The organism is Haladaptatus rarus, assembly GCF_054177585.1.
In genome coordinates this window covers 143,668-157,514 of sequence record NZ_JBPEHG010000010.1, presented here as the reverse complement: position 1 = coordinate 157,514, position 13,847 = coordinate 143,668, and the positions used below count along the sequence as shown (strand labels likewise).

Here is a 13,847-nt window from a genome sequence, read left to right as displayed (position 1 = left end):
ACACAGTATCTCCGCGCCTTTCAGCTACGCAGCGAACTCTTCAGAAAACCCGGTCGAGAAGCACTCAAACACGCTGTCAAAGCGACTCTCTGAAATCAACAATGTGCTACACATGAGCGATGAGATATTTTGACGATACGAATATTTTCATTGCAGCACTTACAGACGAACCAAACAGGGGAGAGGTTGCAGTCGGCTTTCTAAATCACGAGGCAGACTTCTATACCTCGCTGCTGAATGTGATGGAGTTGCGGAGTGTTCTTGGCAAAAAGAAGCAGCTCAAACAAGAGCGTGTGGCCGAATTGGAGCGACGGGTTACATCCCAGGTTGAAATTGTCGTTCCGGATGCATCCGATATGCTTGCCGCAAATAAACGACATCAGGAAACTCTACTCTATCCGATGGACTGTCTTATTTTGGCGTGTGCCGAGAGCCAAGATACGACATTAGTCTCGTTCGACAAGGAGCTTATTGAAGCAGGTGCGCGCTCACCGGAAGAAATCATCGACGATTCATAGATAACGTTATTGAACCAGTAAGTACTGGCGTTTGTCTTTTTAACGCAAATAAATACCCAGCAAGTCGAGGACAAATACCTTGACGTGCTTGAGCATGCGAAGAACGTCGCCAAGACGAATGACGTGATGGTCGCACGATTGGGCTATCGAGAAGTCGCGACGCATTACGGTTGCGCGTACAAGAACGACGGCTATCGCGTCATGGAGGAGATGGCCGAACGGGTTCCCGGCGTGACCTACAAAGAGTCACGGACGCTGTGTGTGGATGATGCAATGGGCGTTGGCGGGCATCACATCGAGATCACGTTCGCTCATCCCGACTTAGCCGGGTGGATGCGAGCACACGAAGCAAACGCGGGAGTGAACGGAGGGCGCTGATTATAGTGTTGTAATCACGGGGGTTCGACGTACCCCCACTCGGGCGGTTCCACCTAAGAGATTCACACCGCATTGCCGGTGACACATGGTGGTAGTAATCGGTTGGTTACGGTGGTGTGTGTCTTTTTCTGCGTCTATTTCTGCGAAATGGAGGGGGTCGCTCTCGCGATCCCCCTCTATTACAACGGTATAATCGACTACTCCTACTAGTGACAGTCGAGGACGGCTTGGTTGAGAACGTAGCAAAGTGTTCCGAGCTGACGAGCTAGCGGGTGAACATTACCCACTAATCACCGGTTATGAATGGTGCGTAAGATAGAGAGGATGCATGCAGCAGAGCGTTATCTACAGATGAAAGAGACCGGGTTCACATAGCGGCGGTCCCATCCGGGGTTGTGGCTGCCTTCGAGGAGGTGCGCAACGTGAACCGCCTCGGGGTCAAGCCCTGAGGCACTCGCCTTGAACCGTCTGTAGATACAGATCGTCTGATCAGTTTCCGCCCCTTCTGTCGTCTATATTGAATAGGCGCGACGATCAAGAGGATTCCATGGCCAACCTCATCTACTTCATCAACTCATCACTCGACGGCTACATCGCCGACGAAAACGGCAACTTCGACTGGACAGAGCCATCTGAGGACGCGCATGCCTTCTTCAACGACTTCCAACAATCGGTCGACACCTCCCTTATCGGCCGTCGCATGTATGAGACGATGCGGGTGTGGGACACCTTTCCCCTCGACGACCTCTCCGAGGTAGAACGCGAGTTCGCCGAGGCGTGGGGGGATACCGACAAGGTCGTCTACTCAACTACCCTGGACACCGTGCTGGAACCGCGGACCCGTCTGGAGCGGACGTTCGACCCCGAAGTCGTGCAGACAATGAAAGACGAGGCTGACCGCGACCTGTCCATCGGTGGCGCCGGTCTCGCTTCCGAGGCCATCCGGGCAGGTCTGGTGGACCGGTATGTACTGCGCTTGGTCCCGACGGTCGTCGGTGGGGGAACCCGAACCCTCCCCGACGCAACGCGGATCGACCTCGCTCTCAACACGACACGTCGTTTCGAGGACGGCTCCGTCCTAGTCGACTACAGCCTCCGATGACCAAATCACCCCTAACTAGGCATCGGAATAGATCGACCGAGAAGTCACCGTCAGGAGAGTGCGGTTTGATTCTGAAGACCATGTTCGCGTCTTCTACTTACGGGATCCTACAGGAGAGATCCACCTTCCCGTCTTCTGCATCGTTAGCACTCGACCGAGATGGAGCCAACGTAAGTATATTAGTCATCGCTCGCAAACACTAACTCATGAAGCGGACGAGCGACACGGACATCGACGGCATTGATGTCACTCGGCTCCAGTCCTATCTTTCGCAGACTGAAGTCACGTTCGCCCTCCTATTTGGATCCCATGCACGCGGGACGGCCACACCGACCTCCGATGTCGATATTGCACTCCACTTTCCAGACCAGCTTGATGCCCGTGAGCGGTTTCAACGACGGAATCGTATCGATGCTGACCTCCAAGCATATGCCGAGGGCTTTGTGGACGTAAGCGACATCGAACAGCTCCCATTGAACGTCGTTCATTCAGCCGTTCGTGATGGAATACTCCTCGTCGGCGATGAAACAGCCGTAGACGATTATCGAACGGAAATCGAACAAGAGTACGATGCAACCGCCGATGAGCGAAAGCGGGAACGTCAGGAATTCATCAACCGTCTTGCGAGCGGTGACGTATAGATGGTCGATGAGGAGATTTTCGTCGATAAGCTCCAATACATCAACCAATACACCGACGATTTGCGGCAGATGCGTGGACAGTCACGAGACCAGTATCTGAACGACATGGTTCGGCAGCGGGCAGTCGAGCGAACACTGATGAATCTCATCCAAGCGTGTCTCGATCTCGCCCAGCACATCCGTGCCACAGAGGATCTCTCATCGAGTGAAACGGCAAAACAAGAAATCCAAGCGCTTGGTGAGGCAGGGATCATCACAAGTGAAACACAGATGAAGCTGGAGGAGGCCGTTGGGTTCCGTAATATCCTCGCCCATCGTTACGGTGACGTTGATCAGGAGGTCGTATTTGACGTCCTTCAAGACGACCTCCAGTGGTTTGAGCGGTTTCAACAGGAGTTGGCACAGTGGTTCCAGCAACAGCACAGTACGTGACTACTCCCACGACTGGAGTCGTGGGCTTTCTCCTCGAAATCCTGTAACCAACATCCAGATCAGTCGTTCCATAGTTCGTTGAGAGCGATGATCACATACAATACTCCGATCAACCGGGTACCGACGTAGACCCACGGTTTCCATCGACAGTCGCTGGCATCGGTGTACGCAAGCTGGCTTCCATAGTCAACATAAGCATGTGGGAACACCAGCGCAAGAAGTCCAATAACACCGAGAAATTGCTTAAATGAAGAATACGAGCGATCGCTTCGCCACATGGAAACTAAGATGAGGAGTCCTTCAATCCGCGCACCGGGAACAACCCACGACCGTAATTCACAGTCATCGGGATTGTCAAGTGCGAGCTGCTCGGCACGATCGATAAGCGCGTTTGGTGAAAGCAGTTCGGTGAGACCGATAGCTGAAAGGAGCAGACGGAGCATCATGCCAGGCATAGTTAGACATCCAACATAATGAAAATCACCTTCTAGATTCGTCCGGATGTTCTGTGACTGTTTGAGAATCTCAAAGAAGCGAAGTAGTCCACTCCGGTAGGCGAATTTCCGTCTCACAATGTCCGTGTGAGAACACAAGAATCACTGGTGAAAAAGTCCCGAGTGCCGGCCACAGCGTTATCCCTTTCGTTCACCTAAATATGATATGGCGGACAACAAAAAGAGCCGAAACAAGCAAGCTCATGACGAAGAGAACCGCCAGCGAGCGTGGGAAGTTGAACAAGCCCGTCAGTAACCCACGACTGACGTCGTGGGCTTGTCAGTGGACTCCCCTTCTGCCGTCGAATCGACGGAGGCGTGGAACTCGCCGTTTAGGTTCAGCGTCCCTGACGGTAGCGCACACTGACAGGGTGCGCCTCCACTCGGAGACGTCTGCCCCGAGTGGAGTTTCTTGAGAAGTTTACGAGCGATGTTCTTACTCGCGTTGTAGTCCGCGTTCAGTTCGTACTCACACTTCTGACACACGAACTGGTGCTTCGACCGTCGATTATTCTCGTGTGTAAACCCGCACGACGAACACCGCTGAGACGTGTACGCAGGACTCACCTGCTTGACCACGACACCGTACATCTCGGCCTTGTATTCGACGTACTGGTAGAGGCGTCGGAACGCCCACGCGTGGAATCGCTTTGCACCAGCCATCCGCTTGCGAATGTCGGTCAGGTTCTCGAACGCGATATGTGTACACCCGTGGTCACGAGCTTCGTCGAGAATCTGATTGGATGCTCGGTGCAACTCGTCTTGCATCCAGCGATGTTCGCGGTCTTTCAGCGACTGAATCGATAGGTGTGCAGAGCGCGTACCAGCCTGTTGCATCGACCCACAAGTCTTCTCGAACTCTCGTCGTCGATGATTCATCTCGTCGGCGTTCCCGACGAACGCGCCTGTCGAAGTTACAGCGAGCGAGCCATCCACGTTCAAGTCAACACCAAGGACTGTTCTGTGCTTGGAGTCGGACGAATCAATAGCGGCCTGCTCGTTGGTTTCAGTTCGGCGCATCCGTGCGTGGAGGTAGAACGACTCCGTTTGGCGGTCGTACTGTAGCGTGGACATACGGAACTCGTAGTCCCCGTTCAGCAGGTACTCGCCAATCGGCGTTCTCTCGGCGTCGTCGGGAATCACGTAGTTGCACTCAACGCGACCGTCTACTGTGGACAGCGAAACGTGGTCGCGGTGGAACGTCGCGGAGCGTTTGTCGTAGACGACGCTCCACGCATCGAAGTGCGGTTGACTCGTTTTGTCACCTTTCTTGAGCCGTGCGACACCGCTTTTCGTGGCCTCGATAGCGCGTCGAATCCCTTTCTGGACGAGGTTTGCCGTCAACTCCGTCTCGTTTCGGAGCCGCTCGTACAGGGCGTTCTCGGCGTTCTGTTTCGAGGTCACACAGTAGTCGGTCGGGTGTCCCCATGCCCACTCTGCGGTGGTATTCGCACAGTGGAGGAACTGATCTTTCGTCTGATGGAGGTCGTTGCACCGCTCGCTGGGGATGTCGAGTTTGACTTTGACGGTGCGAATCACCCCCATCGGTATTTCACATATTGAACTATCTCTTTATAATTATCCGGGTTGGTGTGGGGAGTCAACCTGTGATTGTTGATGGCTGGATTGTCTGTTGTCGGATTCCTCCCACGGCTGAAGCCGTGGGCTTCCTCCTTGCAATCGTGTGAACGGATGGACGAAACAGAACCACGTGACGACCAGAACGAAGCAGATGATTCTCGATACGTGAGAGAAGAAAATTCGGACTCGCACCCGACGTGTCACCGTCGTGGGTGCGACGAGCTGGCGAAGTTTATCGTCCTTGAACGCTACCAAGAAGAAACGGGTCACGGGGCTGTTGAGGCAGAAGCTCGTCTTTGTCAAAGGCATGCGGCTGAAGAAAGTCCCACTAATCTGGATGGCGTCTATGCAGACTATGTGTTCCGTGTTGCTCCGTTAACAGGGACAACTGATGCAGACATAGCGTGATTCTTTCGACACAGACAGTTCTTCACGGCACGAGCAAACAGCAGGTACGTTTGCATATCCTTCATATCGTGTTAACCGAATGACTGTAAACTGGACTCGGTATACTGTCTCAACTCCTTCTCAATATCCGATTCACGCCACCCCAACGGCGACAACACACTCGCTGCGGCACGAACCAACAACTCCCGATAGAACCCGAGATCAGACTCACCAAGTTCCTCACCCGCCAACTGCACCTGCTCACGAGATTTCTTCGAATCATCCACTACTACATACGACACACTCTGACCAGGGGCACGCGCCAACCCCAACTCAGCCGCTCGCTCCAACGCCGCCACACTCCGGGTCGATTGCGTGTACTCCTCCCGTTTCTTTGAAACGCGATTCGTGATCACCAACGCACTCGGATCAACTGCCCCACGTTCAAGCCGATCAACCCACGACCGCAATTCCTCACAAACCGCCTCTGGATCACGAGACTCATCCACGGCTCGAATCAACGCTTTCTGCGCATCGTCGATATTCAACCACTTGTCGATCCTTTCTGATTATCGGCTCGGTACCGGAACGACAAGAGCCGTCTATGTGGCGGCGTCGATAGCGTTCTCAAGATCAGCAATGATCTGTCCAGGATCTTCAATACCCACAGAAAGACGAACAAGATCATCAGTGACGCCGGAAGCAGCCTGTTCAGCGTCTGTAAGCTGTTGATGGGTTGTACTAGCTGGATGAATGATGAGTGTCTTTGCATCACCAACATTAGCAAGCAAACTCGCCAACTCTGTCGATTCAACGGTTTTTCGCGCAGCATCATATCCGTCGGCGAGGCCAAAAGTGATCATGCCGCCATAGCCACCTTCGAGGTATTCGGTGGCCGTATCATGGGTTTCGTGAGAGGATAGGCCGGGATAGTTCACCCACGCAACATCCTCATGGTCCTGGAGATATTCGGCTACTGCCATTGCGTTCTCGCAGTGACGGTCCATCCGAAGGGAGAGTGTTTCGAGTCCTTGTAGGGTTTGCCAAGCGTCGAAGGGTGCTTGCTGGTTTCCAAGATCACGAAGTCCACGGGCGATCGCAGCGTATGTGAACGCCTCGTCGCCGAATGTTTCTGCGAAGTTGACACCGTGATAGGCGGGATTATCTTGAGCAATCTCACTATATTTTTCTGGATAATCGCTCCAAGGGAACGTGCCACCATCAACGATTACACCACCGATAGTGGTGCCAGAGCCATGTAGCCATTTTGTGGTCGAGTTCCAGACGAGATCTGCTCCATGTTCGAGTGGACGACATAAGTAGGGAGTCGCAAAGGTATTATCGACGAGCAAGGGAACGCCGTGGTTGTGAGCGATGTCGGCGATCTGCTGGATATCAGGTGTGTCGAGGGCTGGATTCCCGATCGTCTCAAGATGGACATAGGCCGTATTGTCGTCGATGGCATCGTCGTATGCCTGATAGTCGAGTGTGTCGACGAATTTGGCCGTGACGCCGCGCCGTTCGATTGAATGGGTGAAGTACGTGTAGGTGCCTCCGTATAATGAAGAGGCTGTGACGATATTGTCGCCAGCCTCTGCCAGTAGGAACGTTGCGAGATTCAGAGCAGCCATCCCAGATGCGGTGGCAACGCCACCTACTCCTCCTTCAAGAGCGGCAAGTCGGTCTTGGAGTGTTTCAAGAGTCGGGTTCATCAACCGAGAATAAATATAGCCAGGCTTCTCGAGCGCAAACTGGGTTGCTGCATCTTCAGCATCCTCAAAGACGTATGAAGTGGTTTGATAGAGCGGTGGCGCTCGTGCCCCAGTCACAGGATCGGGATCTTGACCGGCGTGTAGTGAATCAGTAGCGAATGAACTATCAGTAGGATCGTCGCTCATGCATTCCTAAATGAATTCTGGGATATTATATGAACTTATTTAGGGAAAGCTTGCCGAGATCGTTGACAGCATTTTGGGCTGCCGGTCGTAATCACCAACTCATACGGATCGACCGCTCCCCGCTCAAGCCGATCAACCCACGGCCCACTTTCACAAACCGTCTCTAGATCACGATACGCATTGACCGCTTGAATCAACGCTTTCTGCGCATCGTTGATATACGACGGCGAACTTCGCTGGCGACACTCGATGCCCCGATACTTGTACTCATCTTCACCAGCAACTTTCCCGAAGTACTTCGTCAATGCACCAGCATTCGAATCACGTAACGGAACGAACGATATCCAGTCGTAGTGGGCTTCGTGTTCGAGCCGAATCTCCACCTCCTCGGAAATCTCCGAGACAAGCTCGGACAGTGACGTCTGTTCTTCGCCTTCGATCGGAGTCACCCACACGCTATCGACGATGCCATGCACAATCCGCCACCCATGCTCCTCGAGCACTGCTTTCGTCTCCAACAATATTTTCCGAGCATACGCGTTGATTGCTTCGTGGCACTCGATCCGCCCGAACTTCGCGTTCGAAAAGCCCTGGTAGCCGAAACAGGACACCAAAATCCACTTGATCGCACTCGATTGGCCTTCCAACTCCTCGCGACGCTCTTCGTCCTCAGTCTCACGAATCTCGGCTTTGATCGCATCCCGATCCTCGATCAGCGGCTCTAGCACATCCGGAAGATACCCCCGTTCGTCACAAATCGAATACCCGATGCCTGGCACGTCCTCCCGACCAGCATGGCACTCACACCGAATTTTCTCCGGACTCACGTTCCGCGTGACGATGATATTCGGGTACAACGAGGAGAAGTCGAGTTCGTGGACATCCTCGTGCAGCCCGACGTCCGGTGCAAAGGTGAACCCACCTCAGTCGGCATCGTGCAATTGGCGCATCGTTTTGAATTTCTCGTGACGCCACGAACGCCACGGGACGAGCACATTTCGTTCCCGAGCTTCTTGGATCTGGATTGCAGTCAGAATGTTCCCAATCGACGACCACGACAGTTCCTGCAGTGGTTTGCCTGACCGCTCAACGAGGTCGAGACAGCCATCTAAATTCGTCTGATTCCACATGAACGTATTCGACTTGTCGACGATGACTCGGCCGAGAAGGTTGTACCGGGCCGGTGAGTGGCCAACGCGACCGTAGCTCGTGTACGTCGATTCGCCAGCGAGTTGTTGCCAACCGGGAAGGTGGCCGAGGTGGAAATCGATATCGAGGCGGTCTGCCTGGCGATACAGCACGGGAACAACGTCGCTGGTATTCAGCATCAGGACATCAGGGTCGTCACGGTCGACACGCGTTGCGAGCGTGTCCAATATGGCTTCTCCGTCACCAGTCACCACTTCTTCGTCGATGGTTAGTTCGGTGACCGTCTCGCGTGCGAGTTCCGTCTCTGGCACCGTGATGTGCAGCTGTGAGAGGTCGCTCTTAGGAAGCGGTGAAAGTTCGTTCTCAAGGCAATAGCGGAACTCACGGGAGAAATCGACGTTGTAGCATCGATACTCGCCCGGCGAGCCCCATCGCCGGATCATCGACGCAACCTCGGTGATGGCGTCGAGATCGACGACATCCACTCGGAGTACCGATTCGGGATCGTGTCGAAAGGAAATGCGTTCCTCGACACTCGTGACGTGAGCGACGGCAGGATGGTCACGCAGGGCCGCCGTTGCATCGGACAGTGAGCCAGCACCGTGTGTCGAGACGTAGATGGTTGGCGTGTACGACTCGTCGACCTCGTACTCAGCGCCCGATTCGGTCAGCGACCATCTCAGTACCTCGCCATCGAGATAGTCGAACTTGTACGCCATCGCGTCATGCCTCAGCGTTCAGGTCGTCCTCCAAGTGGTCGAGGCGGTCTTCGAGGTCGTCGATGTACTTCTGCTGTTCGAGGAGGATCGAGACGAGTGCCGGAATCTCGACGAACTGGTGGTTCTGCAGTCCACTTGCGTCGGCGTGCGCTCGTGCGTCCTCGAACAGGCGGTCGAATACCTCCTGATCGCCGTGTCGAAGCGCCCGGCGGTAGTCCGTCCATCGTGATTCCATGGCACGCAGCGAGTCACGGTAGGTCGGATTAGTACGTCCCACACGCACTCACCTCCGTTGGGGACTCTGCGCCTGCAACCGCTGGGTGGCGTGTTGTGAGCACGCGCTTCCAGAACGCGAGCGTCGTCTGCACCAGTCCGTTGTCGAGTGGGTACACCAGCGTCTCGTACTCCTCACCTGTGAAACGTGGCCCGTACGGCGTCTGTTCACAGCGGATGGTATTGTCTGCTAACTCCCGAATCGGTGCTGTCAACGAATCGTCCGTGTGCTGGGTGATGAGCACGGGAATGTCGAACGTCTCAGCAATGTCGCCGATGAGATCGACAGCCGCTGCAAGCATCCGCTCACCGTCGCCTCGCGGGAGGTCTTCCGACCGGTAGAACCAGTCGAACGCGGGAAGGTCGACCACAGCTTTGTCGTCCGTGAGTTCGGGTGCGAGATCCTGGCAGAGACTCTGGTGCTGCCACGGTGTGAACGCACGAGCGATTCGGATGTGGTCGAGAACGCGCATCGACGGTGCAATCCGAGAGAGTGGCTGGGTCGTCCCGTGGCCGTGGGCGTCCACCCAGACGGCCGAGCCACCTTCGAGGAGTAACTGGTCGAGCACGAGCGACTGTAACGCTCCGGTCGCTCGCTCGGCCGTCTCGAGCAGTGTGATTCCACTGTCGAGCGTTGGGAGTTCTGGTTGGTCGTGGCGCATCATCACAAATAGACATATCGACGGAACAGTACATAGGCAAGACAGGGTCGTTTCCAATCCTTCCGAAAGCAACGATCAGCGGAGTCGGCAGGTGCGAGCGCGATTCTTGCCCTCGGCGATAACCAGCCGATAGTGTTCCATTTTCTGCAGATGATTTCTGACGGTGCGATTCGTCTTCGGCTCGTCAACTTGCTCCTGATACAACTCGTACAGCTCCCCAGGGTTGAGTTCGCCTTCCTCGTCTAATATCTCGTAGAGGGCGCGCTGATGGGCGTTGAGTTGGTCGATGGTTTTCTGCCGGACTTCGTGGCGACCATCGGGGACAGCTTCGCGGACGATCTCAGTCGTGATCTGGTCGGTGCCCGCCTGATCAGCGCGTCGTGCTGCGTTTCTGAGAATGCCGATAGCAACCCGTGCGTCGCCCGCTGCGGCGTCAGCGATGAGGGCCAGTTGTTCGTTTCCGATAGCGTGTTCCGAAAGTCCCCACCGAGCGCGAGCGTGGAAGATGGCGACGAGTTCCTCGAGGTGGTACTTCTTGAACGGAATTCTCACACAGGTCTACAATCGACTGGTCAGGCGTCCATCGAGTTGGCTGAACAGTTCTTCCTCGCAACAACGACACTGACCAGCCAACAGCGACTGTGATAGCTTAGTGGCTTGCAGTACCCCCGTGTCCAATGGGTTGCGGGCTTCTTCTGGCCGATAAACATTCGTACGGTTCCGTCGTACTGTAAACGAGGTGGAAGATCGATGCACATAAACGACGGTCGCTCGACCGGGCACAGAACCGTGTCGCACCCCGCCCGAAGGGGGGCGTAACGGATGGGACTCGTATCGACGATCGTCATCTTCATCATCAGCTTGTTGGTCGGGGGGTTGGGAATCTACGTCGGTGCCAGAACGGTTCTCGGTCACGCAACGAGCTATTCGCACGCGATCGTCACGGCGCTGATCGGCGCGATAGTGTGGGGGATCGTCAGCTTCTTCGTTGGGTGGATACCGCTCGTCGGCGCGCTCTTGGCGCTCGTTGCCTGGATCGGCGTCATCAACTGGCGCTACCCCGGCGGATGGGGGAACGCGATCGTGATCGGGGTTGTCGCCTGGATCGCAGCGGCCGTCGTGCTGTACCTGCTCTCGCTACTCAACATCGTCGCCCCCCGAGCACTCGGGGTGCCAGGCGCGTGACGTACCACTTTTTCGGGCGGTCGTCGACTGCGTCATAGAGAAACAACAGTGTCTATCGCACACATGTTCGTCACCGACCCCATACACGGTGGCGCGGGGGACACGCTTGTTCTAAGTGTTTTCCAAAGATAATTTTCTGCCCCGTAGAGGGGTGCGAGGCGTTCGAACCAGAGCGCCCGCGAGTGAAACAGATGTATGACCGGTATGACTCGGTAGACGTCTCTCAACATGGAGGGGTTGCAGTCATAAAGGGGTCAATTCCGCCGTCTAACCTGACCTCAACAGCAATCCATACCATCTTCTGAGCAGCCAATCGCCTGTTCCACGGATTTGGTCGCCGTGAAATTCGATCGGAAAAGGGAGAGCAACTTCGTGACGGGTTCGGAATTACTGAGAATCAAGGAGAAAGCCCCGCCCTTCTTCGAGACGACCCTAAGAAAGCCCCGCCCTTCTTCGAGACGACCCTAATCACCCGCTACGCGTGCACGCACTCGCGAATCGTCGTCGGATAGTCGCGGAACGAAATTCTGTCGTGGATCAACTTCCGATACGCCCGAGGGTGGTATGCCGAGAAGGGTATTTCTGGAACTCGCCAGCCCGAGGGTGGTACGATTGAAGAGGTCAGCGAAGCGCTCACCGCAGGGAAGTTCACGCTACGGTCGCATCTGGTCTTCGAGCATGGGGAGCGTGGGAATCTGATGCGAACTGTGTTGTTGTTTCAGTATGCGGTATCGAATATGATCGGCGACTTCAGGGTTGTGGGGAGCTCGGTGAACGAGATCGTTCGTCGGACGCAAATCCACTAGCGTGAACGAAACAGGCGGAGGGCTTGTCACTTGGCGATGCGTCGATGACGGCGTCGACCTGCTGCGATGCATATAGTCGCGGTAGTGAGATTCCATCTGGTCAGGCCATCGACCGACCTGTGTCGGTCGCGCCATAGAACTGCCCATGAAACCCATAGGGAAGGCGATGAGGCAGTGGCGCTCGCGCCCGCTCGGTCAACGTTTCGGCGTCGAGACAGAGCAGCACGGATCGTTCGGCGCATCCATCGAGCGCGATTGAGAGCAACACCCCGTCGTCCTCGGTTGCCGGTGACGGCGCGGGAACGAAAATAGGTTCGCCAGGGTGGAGACTGGGTTCGGACCATCTGACGGTCGTTGGCCCGGCGAGGTCGACCTTCGCGATTGCCGTCGGAAGGGCTCCATAGTCGGTCGCCGTCAAGTACGCATAGCGGTACTGGCGGCCATTGTATCGGCTGTAGTGAATCGTCGGGAACTCGACGGGGCCGCGGAGGAGCCGCGTGCGCTCCGCGTCGCCGTCGTGTAGCGGAAGTCGAAACCGGACGAAGTTCCCACGTGGGAGGTCGGGATCGTCCCGACGGAGGTTCGACAGCGTCAGTCCGGTGATGGCCTTCGAGTCGGGATACACCACACAGTCGACGATAATCGCATCGTCATCCTCGTAGGCATTGGCGAAGTGGTAGACGAAGAACGGCTCGGTGTGGATGGCGGCGACCCGCTCGCCCGTCGCGCGGTTGAGAACGTGGAAGCGCGGTGGGGCCTCTCGAAGTTCGAAGGCGTCGAGGAACGTCGCTCCACGCAGCGTTCCCAATAGGAGTCGGCGGAAGTCGACACCGTACGGAGCCTCTGGGATGATGGCGTAGTGTTCGGTCAACGCGAACGCGTGGACGTATGGCGGGTGGTCGTCGAAGACGAGTCGGCTGACCGGGGTAGCATCGCGGTCGCCCGCCCGGTGGAATAGCGTGTAAGTGCATTTACTCCCGAAGTCGGCAGCCAGTCCCCACTGAACGCCGTCTTCGACGTGGGTGTGGCCAAGTGTGATGTCGCTGTTCAATCCGGTCGTGAGGTCGCGTTGTCCCGTCGTGTTTAGCGTCGCCAGATCGATCTTGATACCCACTGGGCTCTCGGTGACGGCATAGAGTGTGTCGTCGAGTCTGATGACGCCGATTGAAGGGTTATCCTGGAATGCGCCGGACAGGCCCCGATAGAGTCGTTTGAACGCCGAGCCGTCGGCGGGGGTGCCGGGCAGGGAGCGCCGGACACGCTGCTGTTTGCGTGCGACGCGGAAGTCGTCACTTCGGACAAAACGGTTCGTGTAGTGGACTGACCCGTTGTCGATCCGGAACCCGCGCAGCATCGCCAACGCGTCGAACCAGTGTTCGAGCGAGGTCTCTCCGACCTCGAACTGACCAGGACCGTTGCTGATGAATATGCCGTTGAGCCACTCCGGAAGTGTGCCTTCGACGTCGAGGGCAACATCATGAACTTCCTCATGTTGCGTTCGAAACCCGGGGTGCCACGTGTTTTCCATACGTTTCCATTGCCGTGCATCCTTATCCGACCACTGCCCATTCTGCTAGCTGTCGGTTCGATACCTTCGCGTTCAGGAGGCAACAACCGACACT

The 13,847-nt window shown here is 55.9% G+C and carries 13 protein-coding genes and 2 pseudogenes; 7 read left to right on the top strand and 8 right to left on the bottom strand.

Annotated elements, in window-relative coordinates; all coding sequences use genetic code 11:
* From ACR3FE_RS19515 to hepT, 6 genes and pseudogenes are all read left to right on the top strand, one after another.
* Window positions 1-93: pseudogene (locus ACR3FE_RS19515) on the top strand (IS1595 family transposase); the annotation flags it as partial.
* 26 nt (window positions 94-119) lie between these two features.
* Window positions 120-518, top strand: coding sequence for a type II toxin-antitoxin system VapC family toxin (locus ACR3FE_RS19510; protein WP_458209174.1), 399 nt, complete (start codon window positions 120-122; stop codon window positions 516-518).
* Between the two features lie 84 nt (window positions 519-602).
* Window positions 603-896: a hypothetical protein gene (locus ACR3FE_RS19505; protein WP_458209173.1), complete on the top strand. Its 294-nt coding sequence runs from the start codon at window positions 603-605 to the stop codon at window positions 894-896.
* A 547-nt stretch (window positions 897-1,443) separates the two neighbouring features.
* Window positions 1,444-1,998 (top strand): dihydrofolate reductase family protein, encoded by a 555-nt coding sequence (locus ACR3FE_RS19500; protein WP_458209171.1) that lies wholly within the window; start codon window positions 1,444-1,446, stop codon window positions 1,996-1,998.
* Window positions 1,999-2,204: 206 nt separating this feature from the next.
* Window positions 2,205-2,639, top strand: a complete 435-nt coding sequence (mntA, locus tag ACR3FE_RS19495; RefSeq protein WP_435158939.1) for a type VII toxin-antitoxin system MntA family adenylyltransferase antitoxin — start codon at window positions 2,205-2,207, stop codon at window positions 2,637-2,639.
* Complete coding sequence (gene hepT, locus ACR3FE_RS19490) at window positions 2,640-3,071, top strand: type VII toxin-antitoxin system HepT family RNase toxin (RefSeq protein ID WP_458209169.1); 432 nt, start codon at window positions 2,640-2,642, stop codon at window positions 3,069-3,071. It begins immediately after the preceding gene.
* Window positions 3,072-3,130: 59 nt separating this feature from the next.
* Here hepT and ACR3FE_RS19485 read toward each other — a convergent pair whose 3' ends face one another.
* The 7 genes and pseudogenes from ACR3FE_RS19485 to ACR3FE_RS19455 form a co-directional block, all read right to left on the bottom strand.
* A complete protein-coding gene (locus tag ACR3FE_RS19485) occupies window positions 3,131-3,526 on the bottom strand; it encodes a hypothetical protein (RefSeq protein ID WP_458209168.1) in 396 nt (131 codons plus the stop codon).
* Window positions 3,527-3,814: 288 nt separating this feature from the next.
* Complete coding sequence (locus ACR3FE_RS19480; protein WP_458209166.1) at window positions 3,815-5,110, bottom strand: RNA-guided endonuclease InsQ/TnpB family protein; 1,296 nt, start codon at window positions 5,108-5,110, stop codon at window positions 3,815-3,817.
* Window positions 5,111-6,135: 1,025 nt separating this feature from the next.
* Complete coding sequence (locus tag ACR3FE_RS19475) at window positions 6,136-7,431, bottom strand: O-acetylhomoserine aminocarboxypropyltransferase/cysteine synthase family protein (protein ID WP_458209164.1); 1,296 nt, start codon at window positions 7,429-7,431, stop codon at window positions 6,136-6,138.
* A gap of 86 nt (window positions 7,432-7,517) precedes the next feature.
* Window positions 7,518-9,299 (bottom strand): annotated as a pseudogene (locus ACR3FE_RS19470) (type B DNA-directed DNA polymerase); the annotation flags it as partial.
* Between the two features lie 4 nt (window positions 9,300-9,303).
* Window positions 9,304-9,576 (bottom strand): DUF8156 family protein, encoded by a 273-nt coding sequence (locus ACR3FE_RS19465; protein ID WP_458209162.1) that lies wholly within the window; start codon window positions 9,574-9,576, stop codon window positions 9,304-9,306.
* Window positions 9,563-10,237, bottom strand: coding sequence for a P-loop NTPase family protein (locus ACR3FE_RS19460; RefSeq protein WP_458209161.1), 675 nt, complete (start codon window positions 10,235-10,237; stop codon window positions 9,563-9,565). Before ACR3FE_RS19460 ends, ACR3FE_RS19465 begins: the two co-directional genes overlap by 14 nt.
* 72 nt (window positions 10,238-10,309) lie before the next feature.
* Entirely contained in the window at window positions 10,310-10,786 is a 477-nt protein-coding gene (locus tag ACR3FE_RS19455) for a Cdc6/Cdc18 family protein (RefSeq protein WP_458209160.1), read from the bottom strand.
* 270 nt (window positions 10,787-11,056) lie between these two features.
* On the opposite strand from ACR3FE_RS19455, the gene ACR3FE_RS19450 reads away from it, so the two are divergent.
* Entirely contained in the window at window positions 11,057-11,419 is a 363-nt protein-coding gene (locus tag ACR3FE_RS19450) for a hypothetical protein (protein ID WP_458209158.1), read from the top strand.
* A gap of 906 nt (window positions 11,420-12,325) precedes the next feature.
* Here ACR3FE_RS19450 and ACR3FE_RS19445 read toward each other — a convergent pair.
* Window positions 12,326-13,753 carry a carotenoid oxygenase family protein gene (locus tag ACR3FE_RS19445; protein WP_458209156.1) on the bottom strand — a complete coding sequence of 476 codons (1,428 nt, stop codon included), beginning with the start codon at window positions 13,751-13,753 and terminating at the stop codon, window positions 12,326-12,328.
* Window positions 13,754-13,847 lie beyond the last annotated feature (94 nt).